This window comes from Paraeggerthella hominis, assembly GCF_021044775.1.
GTDB lineage: Bacteria > Actinomycetota > Coriobacteriia > Coriobacteriales > Eggerthellaceae > Paraeggerthella > Paraeggerthella hominis.
In genome coordinates, this window is sequence record NZ_JAJNOQ010000002.1 from 142,648 (window position 1) to 159,502 (window position 16,855).

The 16,855-nt window shown below is 60.4% G+C and carries 16 protein-coding genes and 1 tRNA gene; 8 read left to right on the forward strand and 9 right to left on the reverse strand.

Going from position 1 to position 16,855, the window contains the following annotated elements; all coding sequences use genetic code 11:
- The first annotated feature begins 299 nt into the window (after positions 1 to 299).
- On the forward strand, positions 300 to 1,574 hold the full coding sequence (locus tag LQE90_RS02870; protein ID WP_114566753.1) for an ArsB/NhaD family transporter: 1,275 nt from the start codon (positions 300 to 302) through the stop codon (positions 1,572 to 1,574).
- 79 nt (positions 1,575 to 1,653) lie between these two features.
- Here LQE90_RS02870 and LQE90_RS02875 read toward each other — a convergent pair whose 3' ends face one another.
- From LQE90_RS02875 to LQE90_RS02900, 6 genes are all read right to left on the reverse strand, one after another.
- Entirely contained in the window at positions 1,654 to 2,175 is a 522-nt protein-coding gene (locus LQE90_RS02875; protein ID WP_216529322.1) for a GNAT family N-acetyltransferase, read from the reverse strand.
- 86 nt (positions 2,176 to 2,261) lie between these two features.
- Positions 2,262 to 2,714 carry a bifunctional autolysin gene (locus LQE90_RS02880; protein WP_216529321.1) on the reverse strand — a complete coding sequence of 151 codons (453 nt, stop codon included), beginning with the start codon at positions 2,712 to 2,714 and terminating at the stop codon, positions 2,262 to 2,264.
- Complete coding sequence (locus tag LQE90_RS02885; protein ID WP_216529320.1) at positions 2,707 to 4,284, reverse strand: chemotaxis protein CheA; 1,578 nt, start codon at positions 4,282 to 4,284, stop codon at positions 2,707 to 2,709. Before LQE90_RS02885 ends, LQE90_RS02880 begins: the two co-directional genes overlap by 8 nt.
- Complete coding sequence (locus tag LQE90_RS02890) at positions 4,281 to 4,910, reverse strand: GGDEF domain-containing protein (protein ID WP_231088174.1); 630 nt, start codon at positions 4,908 to 4,910, stop codon at positions 4,281 to 4,283. Before LQE90_RS02890 ends, LQE90_RS02885 begins: the two co-directional genes overlap by 4 nt.
- Positions 4,907 to 6,484: a methyl-accepting chemotaxis protein gene (locus LQE90_RS02895; RefSeq protein ID WP_216529319.1), complete on the reverse strand. Its 1,578-nt coding sequence runs from the start codon at positions 6,482 to 6,484 to the stop codon at positions 4,907 to 4,909. The genes LQE90_RS02890 and LQE90_RS02895 overlap by 4 nt, the downstream gene beginning before the upstream one ends.
- Positions 6,481 to 7,299, reverse strand: a complete 819-nt coding sequence (locus LQE90_RS02900; protein WP_216529318.1) for a CheR family methyltransferase — start codon at positions 7,297 to 7,299, stop codon at positions 6,481 to 6,483. The genes LQE90_RS02895 and LQE90_RS02900 overlap by 4 nt, the downstream gene beginning before the upstream one ends.
- 347 nt (positions 7,300 to 7,646) lie before the next feature.
- Between LQE90_RS02900 and LQE90_RS02905 the strand changes: the two genes are divergently transcribed.
- Positions 7,647 to 8,408, forward strand: coding sequence for a class I SAM-dependent methyltransferase (locus tag LQE90_RS02905; RefSeq protein ID WP_216529317.1), 762 nt, complete (start codon positions 7,647 to 7,649; stop codon positions 8,406 to 8,408).
- 147 nt (positions 8,409 to 8,555) lie between these two features.
- On the opposite strand, the gene LQE90_RS02910 is transcribed toward LQE90_RS02905, so the two are convergent.
- Positions 8,556 to 8,954 carry a CdiA C-terminal domain-containing protein gene (locus LQE90_RS02910; RefSeq protein WP_216529316.1) on the reverse strand — a complete coding sequence of 133 codons (399 nt, stop codon included), beginning with the start codon at positions 8,952 to 8,954 and terminating at the stop codon, positions 8,556 to 8,558.
- Between the two features lie 109 nt (positions 8,955 to 9,063).
- A tRNA-Thr gene (locus LQE90_RS02915) sits at positions 9,064 to 9,139 on the reverse strand.
- 227 nt (positions 9,140 to 9,366) lie between these two features.
- On the opposite strand from LQE90_RS02915, the gene LQE90_RS02920 reads away from it, so the two are divergent.
- The 6 genes from LQE90_RS02920 to LQE90_RS02945 all read left to right on the forward strand — a co-directional run bounded on the left by LQE90_RS02920 (position 9,367) and on the right by LQE90_RS02945 (position 14,610).
- Positions 9,367 to 9,834 (forward strand): universal stress protein, encoded by a 468-nt coding sequence (locus LQE90_RS02920; protein WP_114566716.1) that lies wholly within the window; start codon positions 9,367 to 9,369, stop codon positions 9,832 to 9,834.
- 90 nt (positions 9,835 to 9,924) lie between these two features.
- Entirely contained in the window at positions 9,925 to 10,626 is a 702-nt protein-coding gene (locus LQE90_RS02925) for a response regulator transcription factor (protein WP_216529315.1), read from the forward strand.
- Positions 10,614 to 12,266 carry a sensor histidine kinase gene (locus LQE90_RS02930; protein WP_216529314.1) on the forward strand — a complete coding sequence of 551 codons (1,653 nt, stop codon included), beginning with the start codon at positions 10,614 to 10,616 and terminating at the stop codon, positions 12,264 to 12,266. The genes LQE90_RS02925 and LQE90_RS02930 overlap by 13 nt, the downstream gene beginning before the upstream one ends.
- A gap of 94 nt (positions 12,267 to 12,360) precedes the next feature.
- Entirely contained in the window at positions 12,361 to 13,146 is a 786-nt protein-coding gene (locus tag LQE90_RS02935; RefSeq protein ID WP_216529313.1) for a TVP38/TMEM64 family protein, read from the forward strand.
- Positions 13,147 to 13,309: 163 nt separating this feature from the next.
- Positions 13,310 to 13,681, forward strand: coding sequence for a demethoxyubiquinone hydroxylase family protein (locus LQE90_RS02940; protein ID WP_114566720.1), 372 nt, complete (start codon positions 13,310 to 13,312; stop codon positions 13,679 to 13,681).
- Positions 13,682 to 13,797: 116 nt separating this feature from the next.
- Positions 13,798 to 14,610, forward strand: coding sequence for a family 1 encapsulin nanocompartment shell protein (locus LQE90_RS02945; RefSeq protein ID WP_216529312.1), 813 nt, complete (start codon positions 13,798 to 13,800; stop codon positions 14,608 to 14,610).
- Positions 14,611 to 14,731: 121 nt separating this feature from the next.
- Here LQE90_RS02945 and LQE90_RS02950 read toward each other — a convergent pair whose 3' ends face one another.
- Complete coding sequence (locus LQE90_RS02950; protein ID WP_114566722.1) at positions 14,732 to 16,381, reverse strand: FAD-dependent oxidoreductase; 1,650 nt, start codon at positions 16,379 to 16,381, stop codon at positions 14,732 to 14,734.
- Positions 16,382 to 16,855 lie beyond the last annotated feature (474 nt).

Here is a 16,855-nt window from a genome sequence, read left to right on the forward strand (position 1 = left end):
GTGTAGTACGGCTTCAATGCGATCAGTATACCCGTTCGGTTGTCGCGCACGAACGCGCCCCGTGCCCGCAAGGCACGCCCCTCCATACAATCATCAGGTTGCGCCCGCGCGCCAACCGAAGCGCAGCATCCTCAGACAGCCTAAGAGGGAACGTGCGCCGCGCGGAAGGAAAACCAACGGCAGACGTCGGGCGGACGCCGGCGTCATGCAGCCCGCTGCCCGCCATTCGACGCATATTGACGGACAGGCCGCTGGAAAAGTGCGGCCTCGATTGCCGCTTCGGGCGTACAATAATCCGCATGGACACAAATCAGATCATAGCCATCGTCATATTCGTGGTTGTCATGCTGGCGATCATGACCGAAAAGCTGCATCGGTCGCTCGCGGCCATCGTGGGCGCCATGGTGGTGCTCGCGCTGCACGTAATGCCGTTCGACGCAGCCATGGAGCACATCGACTTCAACACGCTGGGCGTGCTGCTGGGCATGATGCTGTTCGTGTCGGTGGTGAAACTGTCGGGCGTGTTCGAGTACCTGGCCATCAAGAGCGCGCGCATCGCACGGGGCGACCCCTGGAAGATCATGCTTTTGTTCGTGCTGCTCACCGCCGTTTTATCTGCGTTTTTGGACAACGTGACCACCGTGCTGCTCATCGGGCCCATGACCCTGACCGTATGCCGCCTGCTCGACATCAACCCCATCCCGTTCTTCATGACCGAGATCATGGCGTCGAACATCGGCGGAACCGCCACGCTCATCGGCGACCCCCCGAACATCATGATCGGATCGGCCGCAGGATTCACGTTCCTCGACTTCATCATGATGGATGCCCCCGCCGTCGTGGTCATCCTGGCCGCGATTTTGATAGTGTTCTACTTCATGTACGGACGGTCCATGAAAGTCAACGACGAAGAACGCGCCCGCGTCATGGAGCTTGACGAGCGCACGTACATCAAAGACGCGCGCCTGCTCAAGTTGAGCGTTGTCATGACCGGCGTCGTAGTCGTCGGATTCATGGGGCACGGAGCGCTAGGGCTGGAATCGAGCATCATCGCGCTCGGCGTGGCCGGCATCACCATCCTGCTATCGGGCACGAGCATCGAAGACGCGCTCTCGCAGGTGGAATGGACCACGCTTTCGTTCTTCGCCGGACTGTTCGTCATTGTTGGAGCGCTGGCGGAAACCGGCGTCATCGGCATGCTGGCGAACGGGCTGGTGGACATGACCGGGGGCAACGTGTTCGTAACCATGCTGGTGCTGCTGATAGGATCGGCGGTCATCTCCAGCTTCCTGGACAACATACCCTTCGTAGCCACCATGATCCCCATCTTGCTGACCATGGAAGCGTCGGGCATGGACGTAACGCCTTTGTGGTGGGCCGTCTCCCTGGGTGCGTGCCTGGGTGGCAACGGCACCCTTATCGGAGCCAGCGCGAACGTAGTGCTGTCCGACATCAGCAAGAAGTTCGGCTACGAGATCACGTTCATGGGCTTCTTCAAAACGGCCTTCCCCATCATGCTGCTCACGGTGCTGATGGCGGGCGTGTACCTGGTGCTGAGGTTCCCGGCCGCGTAGGCGAAGCGGTCGCGCATGCTGCGTGAGCCGACGACGGCATGCGGCGACGCGCGCGTTCCGATGCGACGCGAGCCTACGATCAGGCCAGTTCCTTCTCGAACGCAATGCGCAGGTCGCCCTGTTCGGCGCCTTCGGCCAAACGAATCTCGCCGCAATACCGAAAGCCCGCCTTCTCAAGCGCACGCCGCATCGGAACGTTTTCGGGGTGCGTGTCGATGCGCACGGAAGCCATGTTGGCGCGGCAGGCAAGGTCGAACGCATACTGGAACATCGCGCCCGCCACGCCCTTTCCCTTGCTTTCGTCCGCCACGCACACGCGATGCAGCGCCACGTAGCGCGCATCGTCGCCGGTCAACCACGCGCCGTCGATGACGGCATACGAAGGATCGGGGCCCTCTTTGTAGGCAAAGATCCCCTGCACCGAACCGTCTTCCATGGCAAGATACGTGCAGCCGTCCGCTATGTCCTGCACCCACGTTTCGCGACAGGGGTACCCGTTTTGCCACTGATTCACGTCCAAACCCCGAAGCTGACGCTTCGCCTGGTCGGTTATGTCGCACATGCGATCAAGGTGCTCAGCTGTTGCAATGACGAATTCCACGAACAACCTCCTGCGAGTTCGTAAGCCAAAACGAGCGATCAACGCTGCCCAGTATACCGCCTCGCAAGCGCCGACAATCCGCGCGATCAGCCAACAGCAAGCAGCGAGGAAACCATGGCGTCGACGTCCAGCAGCGACAAGGGAGCGCGGGCGGCATCTTGCAAGGATTCCGTCTTCAACGGCGCATGATCCAGCTCGTTCAAGTCGATCACGTAGGGATCGCCCGAAAAGCGCAGCCCCAACAAGCAATCATTGCTGCGCACGATCACGATTTGAGACGATGACTCGCTGACGCATGCCTCAACATCGAGCACCGGCACAAGTTCGTAGCCTTGCGAGAGCACGCCGCTAAACTCCTTAGGAAGAAACGCCAACGACTTCATCTTGCCCGACGACACCACTTCCTCAATAGAGGAGAACGCAATGGCGATGTTGCCGTTTGCGACGGGAACGACAAGCGCGTTCGAGCGATGCGCCTCCCGCTGGCCGCCGCCTATCAGTTCCTCTATCCACCGTAAGCGCTGCTCAACGTCACGCATGGGAACCCTCTTCCTTGAACGCTGCGTTCAACAGATGACGGATGCTCACGACCGCGCAAGGATCCCCGTTCTTCAGAAGCGCATAGCCGAAGCACCCGGCCTTGCGCAAGGACCCCCGATCGAGCAACTGCGGCAGCCGGCTTACGGAAATCCGCTCGTAGCCAACTACGGCGTCCACCACAAGGCAACGCCGCTCTCCCAGCTCTTCCAAAAACAGAACGAGCAGAGGATCCTCCGCCTTCAAAGGCGAGCCCGAACTCGCTCCGTTTATGAGCTTCGAGCGATTCCCGTCCTCTCCCACGTAAAACGCGGCGCGAACCCGCTGGGGCGTTGCCGCCTGAGGCTCTTGTGCGCTTTGGCTATCAGGCTCGATCCAGTTTGCATGATACGCTTCAAAGCGATCGATGCGTTGCGCGGGAAGCGCGAACGTCATTGAACCCGTGCGCAAAAGCGCTGCTTCCATAATGGTGAACGGCACGGGAATGTGCAGCACGATCTCAAGCGTGCTGCGATCGGTATTGCGCACCTCGCCGCGACCGCCCACGTGCTGCAAAAGCGATGCAACTTCGTTGAATTGGGAAAACATGCCTGCAACAGGAGTTTTGGAAGCAGCGGCAAACCCAGGGACCAAAAGGAGGGCGCCCAGTTCTTCTTCGGTATACGCCTCAAGCGGGCGCGTTAGCAGCCCGTGTTTCGCAGCATGTTGCCCAACGTCGTGCGAATTGAACGGCATGCCGTCGTGCTCGATGCGGCACACCACGTCCGATCCATCGGCCTCCAATCGCAAGCGCAGCAGAGCGCGCGCAGGCTTTCCCGCGGCAATGCGATGTTCGGGCTGCTCGATCCCGTCGCGAAGACACAACCGCACCAGACGCTTGATTATCTCCTCCATTGAAGCGAGCACCGACCGATCGAGAACCATGTGGCCGTCGGCAATGTCCAGGTCGACAAGCACGCCAAAACGCCGGCTGCAATCGGCAACAAGCGCACGCAGCGATGGCGCTATGCGATCGAACCGTTCGATACGCGACCGCGCAACGGCCGTGCGCAGCTCGTCCACCACCTTCGTATGCGAGAGCACGATGCTGTTCAGCTCATGGTCTTGCGGCATGCTCTCGGCATGCTCGCGCAACTTGCGATGCACCTCTTCGAACTGCGCCAACACGTTGACAAGCTGGCTCCCGCGCCCGTTCAGGTGATTTTCGTCCGCAAACGAATACGGCAGCGCAGACGCGGCTCCCCCCAAGTCTCCAGACGCAATGCTTTCCTTCTTGTATGCAGGAATAGCGCTTTCATCAGCAACGATGGTGCATCTATCTACAAAGAACGACCCTTTGATGGTCAGCAAAACCTGTTCGGGAACAGAAGAGGTGAAGCGAATGAACAGCCCGTGGTCACGCAGGTACGTAATGGTGGATCGATCGCTTTTAACTGCGCGGGGATGGCACGACGCCGTTTCGCACAGCGGCACGATACGGCGCATCACAAGCGACGCGCGCGTGTTCTCAAGTCCGCAATTAGGCTTGAAGATAACCTGAACGATGAATTCCTCGCGCTTCGCCTGCTTCATGCTTGCTCACCCGCCACTTCAGACTGAGCGAACGTGCAGCAGTTCTTTCCGGTTTCCTTGCCACGATACAACGCGCGGTCTGCACGCGCGAAGTTCTCGGCAAGCGTAAAACTGGAATCGTACGAGCACAGCCCGAACGTAAGCGTGCAGGAGAACTCGCCCATCCCATCGTCGATGCGATACGCGGCAACTTCTTCGCGCATGCGATTGCACAGGCGCAGCGCGTCATGGTCGGACGTTGCAAGCATGACGATAAGCAGTTCTTCGCCGCCCCAGCGAACAACGGGGTGGCTCCCAGCCAAATCATCCAGAATGTCGGCGATGCACACAATGGCGATGTCGCCCGACTGGTGGCCGCGCACGTCGTTGATTGCCTTGAAGTCATCTATATCGCAAAGCGCCAGCACCGTGTTCGAATCATGGCTGGACTCCTGCATTTTCTGCTCTAGGTAATCCGTAAGGTAGTGTCGGCTGAACAGGCCCGTAAGCTGATCACGAAAGGCCAAGCTTCGCATGGCATCGAGCTTGTCCTGCAATACGGCGTTCGCTTCACGCAGCTGAAGGCACTCGGCACGATCCGATTCCGACGTCGAATCCGACGAAGGCGCAGCAGTCCGCCCGGTCACTTGCCATCACCGTTTGAGCGCTGCGCGGGCTTCTCAAGCGTAAAGCGATCGATCAGGCGCTTGAGGCCGCGAGCCTGGTCAGCCAGCTCCTCGCCAATCACCGCGCTCTCTTCCGAAGCCGCCGAGTTTTCCTGGATCACGTCGGACAGGCTGTTCATGCTTTCCTGAATCTGCGACAAAGAATCCAGCTGCTGCGCTGACGCCAATGCGATGGCGGACATCATCTCCTTCACGCCCTCTGTAGCAGACACAGCGTTATCCATGCTGGTCGACGTCGTCTTAATGAGCGCGCTGCCGTTTTCCACGTTGAGGGTGGCATCGGCGGCGAACTCATCGGCCGCGCGCGACGCCTCGCTCACCTGCGACGCTAAACGCCGAATTTCCTCGGCAACAATGGCGAATCCGTGGCCGGCCTCGCCCGCGCGCGCCGCCTCAACGGAAGCATTGAGCGCAAGAATGTTCGTCTGGAACGAAATATCCTCGATGGTGTTCGCAAGCTGCGAGATATTGCTCGTGCTCACCCTGATGTCTTCGATGATCTTCACGGCCTGGGATATCTGACGATTGCTCTGCTCGACGGCATGCAGCACCATGGCGGTGTTTTCGTTGGCCGTAACCACGCTCTTGTTGTTTTCCTCCACCACCTGGTTAATGCCCTGCACGCTGGTTGCCAGCTCCTCGATGGCCATGGCTTGTTCGGCGGAACCCTGCGCAACGGTCTGCGAGCCGTCGGCCATTTGCGACGAAGAGCGCTCCACCTGATCGGCCGTCTCCTTTAGCCGCTCCACCGTCAGGCGCAGCGTTTCCACCGTCTTGTTCATGGACGCAGCAAGGGAACCCAGCTCATTACTCGAATCGGCAACGGCACGCACCGTAAGATCGCCTTCCGCCACATGCCGCGCTATGTCTTCGATCTCGACCACCGGTACCGCAATGGCACGAGTAATGCGACGCCAAAGCACCATCACCAGCGCGATGGCGCAAAGTCCCAGCAGCACGATGATGACCGAAGTTGCGATTTCCACGTAGGTTGTATCCTGCGAGTACTCAAGAGCTTCCTTTTCGGCGATATCGACGATGCTGTTCGCCAGCGCCACCATGATGTCCTTTTGCGGCGTGTAGCTCTGATCGTACATCTCGTGCGCCCGCTCGATGTCGCCCGCGCGTATCGCTTCGATAACCTGATCGCGAACAACGATAAGGCTTTCGCTTGTCAGGGCGAACTGCGTCAGAACATCCACGTCGGTTTTGAAATTGCTGGCAACAACGTTGTACTCGGCTTCGCGCACGATTGCCAGCTGCTCGATGTCGGAGACAAGCTGCGTTCTTTCGGCGGGGTCATCCGTCAGAATGCACTGCCTCAGCGAAGCAGACGTTTGCTCGATGGTGTTGCGCAGCAAGATGGCGCTTTTCGACACCTGATACGGACGCTCGTAAAACTCCGTGGTCATCACTGAATTCTGATGAACGCCGAAGATAGCCACGCAAATAGAAACCACGAACAGCACGATGATCGTGAGGTAGGAAACCATGAGACTGCGGCTAATGCTCGCGTTTTTAAATGACAGGTTCATAAGGCGGTCGCTTCCGGTCGCTTTTGATATACCGAATCTTTCCTGTAGTCGAATCTTGCTCGGTCACGGAGTATTTCCGCGTGGCCGAGAATAAGGTAACCCGAAACGGCTAAATGGCGATACAAGTTGTCAAGCACCTGCTCACGAGTGCGTTCGTCAAAATAAATAATAACATTACGGCATATAATAAGGTCGTAGCGGCGACGCAGCGCCTCAGGATTGCAAAGATTCGCCTGCGCGAACGCTACGCGGCGGCGAATCGGGGCGGTTACCGTATAGGTTTCCCCGGTGCGCGTGAAGTAGTCCGAAAGCCAGTGCGGCGGAACCTTTTCCACATGCATAGGGTGATACACCGCTTGGCGGGCTTTCGCGATGGCCGCGCTTGAAACGTCGATGCCCGTAATGCGCACTGGGGGAATAGCGTGATCGCGGCTATAGTCCTCTACGATCATAGACGCGGTATAGCACTCTTCGCCCGTGGAACAGCCGGCGCATAGTATGTTCCAGGTACGACGCGGCCGAGAACGTTCCAGTTCAGGAAGCGCGACGGTACGCAAAAAATCGAACTGCTCCCGCCCGCGCAGAAAATACGTGTAGTGCGTCGTGGCAAGATCGATGAAGCGATTCGTTATCTCGGGATCGGCGCCCCGCTCCACCATATCGAAGTAGGACGAAAACGAGGCGCACCCCAGACGTTCCCGTTCGTGCGAGAGCCGACATTCAAGCAGCACGCGTTTGGACTGCATATTCAGCCCGAGCGTGCGGGATAAATACGTGCAGATTCTATCGAACTCTCTGTCGGTTAAGTGATCCAAACCTGTATTCCATTAATTACATAGGCACTCGAGTTTATACAGCTTAGCATGCTACGCACCTTGTTGCCAGAAGGAACCAACCCCTCGGGAAATCGAAGTCGCCAAGGCCGTCGTTTCCGTTGCACGAAAAGCATCCAAGAGCTCGCGAGCGCCCTGCCGCGCGCGCAGCACCTAGCAACCATGCGCGCCCGTTCGCCCTGCCGAGCGCTCGCCCGCGGACACCGCACCCTGCCGCGCGCGGCAAAGAATCGAGCATGGGAGTCGGGGAGTGCGCCCGCCCATCGGGTATGATGAAATGAACTCCGGCGGATGACGTCCCGGGCGCCCTAAGAAAAAGGACTCCAAACATGGAAACCAACCAGCCATCCATAATTGACCTGCTTATCGAGGCTCACGTGCACCTGGAAAGGCAAGGGCCGGGCAGCGACGACACGACGCGCCAAGCCTTGAGCTTCCTAGGCGAGCTTGACGGCTTCTCGAACGTAGCGGATCTAGGCTGCGGAAGCGGGCCGCAAACGCTCGAGCTTGCGCAGCACCTGACGGGAACCGTGGTCGGCCTCGACCTGTTCCCCCAGCTTATCGACGTACTGAACGAACGCGCCGATCAGCTGGGGCTAAAGGATCGGGTGCGAGGCATGGTTGGCTCGATGGACAACCTGCCTTTCGAGCAGGAGTCGCTCGATCTTATATGGTCGGAAGGTGCGGTCGACAACATCGGCTTGGAGAAGGGGCTTGCCCATTGGCACCGCTTCCTTAAAAAGGACGGCTACGTTGCCGTAACGTGCCCTTCGTGGCTTACGAACCAGCACCCTGCCGTCATCGAGAAGTTCTGGACCGATGCTGGAAGCGGGCTGGATTCGATCAGCCACAACATCGAAGTCCTGCAGAACTGCGGGTATCGGCTCATCGCTTGCTTCACGCTACCGGAAAGCTGCTGGACCGACGAGTACTTCGCACCGCGCGAAACGGCGCTCGAAAAGCTGCTGGAAACGTACCCCGGCAATGAAACCGTGGCGGCGTTCGTGGCGGAAAACCGACGCGAAGTCGAGCTGTACGCAACGTACGGACGCCATTACGGATACGTCTTCTACATCGGCAGGAAAGCCTAGGGAATACGCGGAACTGCCCGCATCCCACCTTTCCGCACCTCATTCCGGGTGAGGTTGTTGACCAGTCTTTGTATAACAAAAGAAAGCGCCGGAGGAAGTGAAATGCTCACCATTCGGGCGCTTTGCTAATACGTACTCTAACAGGTATCACTTGATGATGCAAACTTCCCCGCTACGATTCACATAAATCAAATGCTTGATGGTTCTCAACTCGCAGCACCATTTCCGCACCTCGCGCTCAATGACCATATCGGGTAGTTTCTTCATCCTTCGAGCATCGAGGATGACGTTCTTCGACTGATGCAGCGCTTTTCGCAAGTTCTTCTCAATAACTTTCGCCTTGTCGGATTCGGGGGCTTTAATTTCCCAGATCAGCCCATTCACGATCACGTCGGCGGACGTGGTTCGGTACTCCTCGCTGCGACGGATAAACTCCACGGTCATGCCCGCCATCGCGAGCGCCTTGGCCGTTTCGTATTCGTGCGGCCAGACGTTGAGGTCTGGCGAGATGATGATCTTTCCCCTAGATTGCTTCATGGGTGCCATTATACAGGCTGCAGAAGTCGCATTGCTTTCGAAAGAAAGGGCATCCCTACCCGTGGATCTTGATAAAAAACAGGCCGCCAGGTTCTACCCTGACGGCCTGCATCTTTCGTGGAGCCAACGAGCGGATTCGAACCGCTGACCTACGCATTACGAGTGCGTTGCTCTACCAGCTGAGCCACGTTGGCATACGGCCTCTTGCGAAGCGCGAACATGAAGTATACAGAAAGCCCGCTCACCTCGCAAGAGGGCTTTCGTGGATTTCTCGCAGGAATTTCCACAACCCGGCCTGCGCGCAGGCGTGAAAGCAACAGCTTCCCCGCCAACCGGGAGCGCACCAGGCAGGCTGCTATACTGGAAACACCTTCGCGGGTCCATCGCAACGATGCGCCCCGTGCGAAAGAGAGGAGTCCTCATGCTGTACGACAACGTCATGGTCCCCTACGACGGATCGGCCTCGGCCGACGCCGCGCTGGCCGAGGCCGTGCGCTTCGCCAAGGAAGACCCCGGCCTTACGCTGCACATCGTGCAGATCATAGACACGAACAAGCTGGTCATCAACAGGTTGGAAGCGCAGAGCATAGTGGACGCAGCCGTGCCCGAAGGCATGCGCAAGGCGTTCGAGGAAGTAACGGCCGAAGCGAACGATCGTCTGCATAGCCAGATCGATGGGATCATCGACGGCTTGATGAATCGCATCCGCATCGAGATCCTCGAAGAAACGCACCCCGGAACCCAAATCGTCTCGTACGCCGACGAATGCAACTGCGACCTCATCGTCATGGGATCGCGCGGGCTGGGCGCGCTGCGCGGCATTCTGGGCAGCGTGAGCAGCTACGTTCTTCGCGAGGCCCCCATCCCCGTGCTGGTGGTCAAGGAATAGCGAAGCGCACAGCGGCCGCGCGTTGATCGTTTGTTGGGATTCCCGTGCTATGCTTCGCCGCGTGCATGCCCATTAAAGCGAAAGAACCATATGAGAGCAGGACAGAAACCTACCGACGTCACCACCGTGCTTGTCGTGGACGACGAGCCCGATATCGTCGAACTATTGGAAGAATATTTGAGCGACCAGGGCTTTCATGTTCTTACCGCCAAAGACGGAGCAACGGCGCTCAAGCGGGTTCAGCAAAAGCCCGACCTCATCGTGCTTGACGTCGGCATGCCGGAAATGGATGGTTACACGGTATGCCGACGCATTCGCGAACACCTAAGCTGCCCTATCCTGTTCCTGACGGCTCGCGTGGAAGATATCGACGCCCTTGAGGGGTTCGAGGCGGGTGCCGACGACTACGTGCTGAAACCTTTCTCGCTAGCGGTACTGGGCGCCCGCATCCGCGCGCACCTCAATCGAGAGCAACGACGCCAAACGAAAGCCGAAGTGCGCTTCGACGGCAACATCGTCATCGACTACAGCGCGCGCACCGTCAGCGTTGCGGGCAGCGCGGTCGAGCTGACGCGACGCGAGTTCGACATTGTTTCATTCCTCTCCAAACACCCTGGTCAAGTGTTTGAGCGCGATCGAATTCACGAACGCGTCGGCGGTTGGGAGAACGAGAGCGACCCATCGGTCGTCACCGAGCACATCCGACGCATCCGCAAGAAACTGGCGAAGGCTGGAGCGGAAAACGACCCCGTCGAAACCGTGTGGGGAATGGGGTACCGATGGCGCGCGTAGGTCGGGCCGGCGGCGCCGACGGCAGGCCCGCAGGCACGAGCAACGGCGACAACGGCGCGTCCGTAGGTGCGGCCCGCCTCGCGCAGCTGAGGGAACGCTGGCGCAACGCATCGCTCAAGACCTCGTTCATGGCGTACATGCTGCTGTTCCTGATTGCGGCGCTCGTGCTGTCCCTAACAACGTCAGCGCTGTTCGGCAGCCTGCAAAACGAAGCGACCGCCGATGCCTATGAAATATCGGGTCTCTACCTCTACGACAAGGAAACCGACTCCCTAGTGGCGGCGCGGTCGATCGAAGTCACGTCCGACAGCCGCCTGGCGTTCGTGCAAAGCGCACGCGACGGCATGCAGTCGATCGCGCGGGCTGAGCTGCCCGAAAGCACCGCCGTAGCGGACGCGAGCGACCACTCGTTCGTCTACGACTTCAACTACGAATCCAGCGGCGAGCAGGAAACGCCCGAGCTCACCTTCGGAACCGAAGCGACGCTCGCGAACCTGCCCGCCTACGACGCATGGGCGCGCGAGCGATTCGACGCATGGCTGGCCGAGAACCCCGACAGCCCCTATGCCCCGCTCTTCTCCCTGAACACGGCCGAAGGTTCCGCGGCGGAAGGACCCATGACGTCGCCCGTCGGCTACTACCTCAGCACGCCGGCATCACCAAGCGCATTGGCTCTTTCCTCCCTGTTCGGGTTCTTGTCGTTTCTCATGTTTCCCTTGTGGTTCGGCGTGTGCATATTCGCCGCCGCACGCCGCTTTTTCCGCATGCGGCTTGCTCCGGGCCTTGCCGTGCTCGACAACGCCACCGAAAAAATAGCCAAGCAAGACCTCGATTTCACGGTGGCGCGCGGCCGCGACGATGAACTGGGAAGACTGGCTCAGTCGTTTGAAACCATGCGTGCTTCTCTGGCGGAATCGCAAAAAGCGCTGTGGCGCACGGTCGAGGAAAGAAAGCGCCTCAACGCTGCCTTCGCGCACGACTTGCGCACGCCGCTCACCATACTGAAAGGCAAGATCGAGCTTCTGGATACGCGCATCAAAGCGGGGACGGCGTCTCCCGAGCAGCTGGAAGCCTCGACGGCGGCGCTTTCGGCCCAGGTCGAACGGCTCGAACGCTACGTCGCGGCCATGAGCAGCCTCCAGAAGCTGGAGGATCGCGAACCCGAACGGTCCGACATCGCGTTCAGCCGCATAGCCGAACTGATCGAAGATGCCGGCAACGGCCTGGCTCGCTCGAACGAGGCGCGCTTCGCCCTGTTCGCCAGTCAGCGATGCGCATGCGAGCAGCCTTCGATGCGCGTTGACGGCTCGCTCGTAAGCGAAGTGGCAGAGAATCTTCTAGCGAACGCCTTCCGTTACGCATCGAAAACCGTGTCCACGCGCCTGGACGTCCGGCCGACAGAACACGAAGGCTGTGAAGAACTCGTGCTCATCGTGGACGACGACGGGCCGGGCTTCTCATGCGCGGCCCTGAAGAACGGCTGCGCGCCGTTCTTCAGCGAGACTCCGTCGAAAGAGCGATTTGGCCTGGGGCTCAACATCAGCAGCTTGCTGTGCGACAAGCACGGCGGATCGCTCACGCTCGAAAATCGCCCCGAAGGAGGCGCGCGCGTGACGGCGCGGTTCGCATGCCGACCTTGAACTCGACCTATAGTTTACGCGACGTTGACCGGGAATAGATATTTGGCTCGTAGCATCTGATGCAAGCTAATCGCACCAGAGAATCGAGACACCCATGGACGACATCACCGCACTGCATCGAACCATCGCGCCAGGCGCCTCGTCGCAGTTCCCTCCCTGCGCCGCAAGCGCCGCTGCAGCTGCCGCTCGCGCGCGGCAGCTGCAAATAGCGAAGCGCGCGGCGTTCATCGTTGCCCTGCTGGCCTGCTCCGCAGGCTTGATTGCGCTCTGCGTTCGCTTCGGCCCCGAAGCTTTGGCGTTCGTATCGGATACCGAGCGCTTCCGCGCATGGGTGGAAGGCATGGGGATCGGGGGGCGCATCGCGTTCGTCGCAGCGAACGCCGCTCAAGTGGTGCTAGCCTTCCTTCCCGGCGAACCGCTTGAACTCGCGGCCGGATACGCGTTCGGCACGGTCGAAGGCACCCTGTGGTGTCTGGTGGCAAGCGCGATCGGAACCGGCCTTGCCCTGCTGCTCACCCGCACCTTCGGCATGCGCGTCGTGAGGCTGTTCTTCCCTCCCGAGAAAATTTCGGAAGTCAAATGGCTGCAGGACGCGCGGCGGTTCGAGCTGGTGCTGTTTCTGGTGTTCCTTGTTCCCGGAACGCCGAAAGACCTGCTCACATACGTTGCCGGATTGGGAACGAGCCCGGCGTGGCGCATCGTGGCACTCACGACCGTAGGACGCATTCCGTCTATCGTTTCGTCTACGCTCGTAGCCGGGGCGGTGGGCAGCGGCAACTACGCCGCAGCGGCCATCGTGGCTGCCATCACCGTTGGCCTGGCGGGAATCGGCGTGCTCGCCTATCGGCACGTCACGCGAACTAAAACCGAAACCGTGTAGTTATTGAGAATAGTTACTGATAACTACCGATTCGTAACCTCTCTTCTCGAACGAAGAGCGTATGATGACGACAAGAAGTTCACTGAAGTCGCCACCAACGAGCGCTATGGCCACAGCGCAACCGGCCAGCTCATCGGAGCGACACAAGGAGAGAGAGGCCCCTATGCCCAGTTTCGCTAATCCGTTTGCCGGCAACGTCGACCGCAAAATGACCAACGCCGAGCTCATGCAGGCACTGCGCCTTGACATCGCAGGAGAGCTTGAGGCTATTTACCTGTACGAATCCCACTACCTGGCCACCGACGATCCCGCGGCTAAGGCCGTGCTGGCCGACATCCGCGACGAGGAGAAGGCCCACATGGGCGAGCTCATCACGCTGATGCGCCATCTGGATCCGAAGGAAACCGAGTTCTTCCTGGACGGCGAAGGCGAAGTTCAGGAGATGCTGGAAGACCTGGGCATCAAGACGGACGGTCAGATTGCGCCGGCGCCCGCCGAACCCGCAGCAGCTCCTACGGTGGGCGATCTTTCCTAACCTTGCCACCTGTGCGGAAGGGGCCCGCCCTTCCGCCGACGACCCAGCAAGACAGTCGGCTTTGCTTTCTGCCTTGCGCGTGGCCGCACGCTTTCCCAAATCGAAAGGAGTTCGATATGGATTACCTCGCTCGTGAATCGGCCGATCTTTCGGCTGAGCTTTGGAACCGAATCGACGACGCCGTCATAAGCACGGCGCGCCAGCAATTGACCGCACGGCGCTTCCTGAAAACCTACGGACCGCTCGGCCCCGGAGCAACCACCGTCGCCGTAGACGGCGTGGCCAAAGAAGAGGTGCTCGAAGACGGCATCGGCCGCATCGTCGGGCGCACGCAACTTGAACTGCCCATGCTGTACGAAGACTTCACCCTGCTCGGGCGCGATCTTGAGCTGGCCACCCAAACGGGCATGCCGCTTGATCTGGCTCCGGCCGTTACCGCAGCCAAGAAGGCTGCGCGCCGCGAGGACAGCCTGGTGCTGAACGGCAGCCAGCTGCTGGGGACCGAAGGCCTGCTCACCGCCAAGGGCGCGAACAAGATGAAGCGCGCCGACTGGAACAAGGGCGAGAACGGGTTTTCCGACGTAGCAGCCGCCGTTTCCCAGCTTGCCAAGACCGGGTACCTGGGCCGTTACGCGCTTGCCGTGGCACCGGATCTGTTCCTGGCCTTGCAGCGCCTCCAGCCCAACACCGGTATGCTGGAGATCGACCGCATCAAGAAGCTGATCGGCGACAACGTCTACATGACCAGCGCAATCGACCAAGGCAAGGCCGTGTTGGTGTGCGCGGAGCCCGAGTACCTCGACTTGGCGCTCGGCCTTGATCTTTCGGTCGGGTACGCAGAGCTGGTGGACTTCAACCACCACTTCCGCATCATGGAAACAGCCGCGTTGCGCATCAAAGACCCCGCAGCAATCGTCGTGTTCGAGTAAACGCGAAACGGCCCGCACGCTTCACAAGGTGCGGGCCGTTTCTTTTCGAGCGGCGCAGGCCGCCGAAGCTACGGAACAGGGCGCGTAAGGGAGGGGTCTGCGCGCCCTGGGAACCGAAAGGCTACGCGTCGATCGCCGCAGCGGCGTACTGGCCGGCCAGGCGGCCGCCGCAGTACGCGCACATGAGGGAATAGCCCTCGTAGTCGGTGTACGGCGCGCTCATGAGCGTACCGTTGTCGGCGCCCGCCACGTACAGACCGGGGATGGCCACGCCCTCGGCGTCGATAGCCTGCAAGCGGTCGTTCGTGCGGATGCCGCCGATGGTCACCCAAGCGCTGGGCTCGTACTGCATGGCGTAGAACGGACCGGCGGCCACCGGCTGCAGGAAGCAAGCCGGCTTGTAGAACTGGTCGTCCTTGCCCGCAGCGCACGCAGCGTTGTAGGTTTCAACGGTCTTCGCCAAATCAGGGGCGTCAATGGCCTCTGCCAGCGCCTCGATCGAATCCGCCTTGAAGGCCCAGCCCTCTTCGACGGCGGCGTCGAAGTTCGCCTGAACGTTCTCGAGCGCCTTGCCCTTGAGGGTCATCATGCCGGTGCGCCAGTTCTCGGCGTCGGAGCCGCACAGCGTCCACGCATCGGTGCCCGCGTTCAAGCCGTCGACGTACGTCTGGTCGACCACCGCGTAGTACTTCCCGCCCACCAGCGAGATGGCTCCGCCCAGCGCCAGCGGAAGGTTCGCGAACTTGCCTTCGTTACTGAAGCGACGGCCCTGGTTGTTTACCAGCAACGTGCCGTAAATGCCCACCGTGAACGCCGCGTTCTTGCGATCGTACAAGCCGTCGGCCTTCTGGTTGGAGCCGGCGAACTCGTTGCCCGCGATGCCCCACTGCGTGGACACCTGGCCGCCCGCAGCCTGCACCATGTCGATGCCCTCGCCCACGGACAGGATGTTGCCCAGCGGGTTCACGAACGTGCCGAACTTCTCCAGCATCATGTCGGCGCTGCCCAAGAAGCCGCCGGTAGCCACGATGACCTGCTTGGCCTTCACGTCGATGACGCCTTCGCCTTCGCACTGCACGCCGACGCATGCGCCGTTTTCCATGATAAGGCGCTTGCCGGCGGTGTTGAACAGGAACTCGCCGCCTTCGGACTCAACGAATTCCTGAAGCGGCTTCATGCGCGCCTCACCCTTGGCCTGCGTCTTCGAGTCCTTGGGATCGGCCTGGAAGTTGGCGCGCACCGAAGCATGGCCAGCGCCGTAATTGTCGGGGCGCAGGCCGGTGGGCACGCCGAAATCGCTGGTGAACTGGTCGATGGTCTCGCCGGAAATCTCCACGGCGGCCTTGATGGCAGCAGCGTTCGTGGACCAGTGGCCGTACTCCATAATATGGTTGAACGCTTCCTCAACCGTAAAGTCGATGCCAGCTTCCTGCTGCAGCTTCGAGCCGACGATGAACGGGCCGCCCGCCAGCGAGCCGTTCGCCACGCCCACATTCGCGCCCTTTTCGATGACAACGACGCTCTTGCCGGCGCGCACGGCCTCGACCGCAGCCCACATGCCAGCGCCGCCCGCGCCAACTACGGCGATGTCGCACTCTTTCGTCTGGTCGGCCGTCTTCATAGCGGCGTCGTCGCCCTTTGCGGACTCCGACTTCGATTCGCTCGACGCCTGCGGGGCGCAACCGGCCAGCGCGGCGGCTCCGCCCAGCGCGGCCACGCCTCCCAGCGTCAGAAAGCTGCGGCGCGACAGGCCTTTGGTGATCTCGCTCATAAGAACTCCCTCCGAAGAATTCACGTGTCCGTCAGCTTGAGCGCGGCGTCGGTGCCGCACGCCAAGCCGATCGGCTGCCCTCCCTGGGCTCTTGGGCCATCATGCGTTCAACCTTGGGTTTTGTCGCGGGTGAACCGCCCAGCAAGGGGGTGAATCCAAGCTCACCCCTGCGTTCACCCCTCCCGAAGCACAGCACGCATGCATGCAGGCGACTGCCGCAAAGACGCGCTCGACGCATGGTTTGACCAAGCGCTCAGCAAAAGCCCTTGCCAGATACCCAGCATTTGCGGCAGCGTGCAGCGCGCCCGCATCCTCACGATGCGGGCGCGTCTCTTCGTAACGCCACGCACCCGACCTGGTACAATATGGCAACCACAAGGAGGCGCCGTGAAACCAAGTGATGTCGTACGAGCCATCGTTCCCGAAGATCAGGCAGAAGAGGAAGATTCTCTTGCTGCGCTGCTGTTCCCCCTG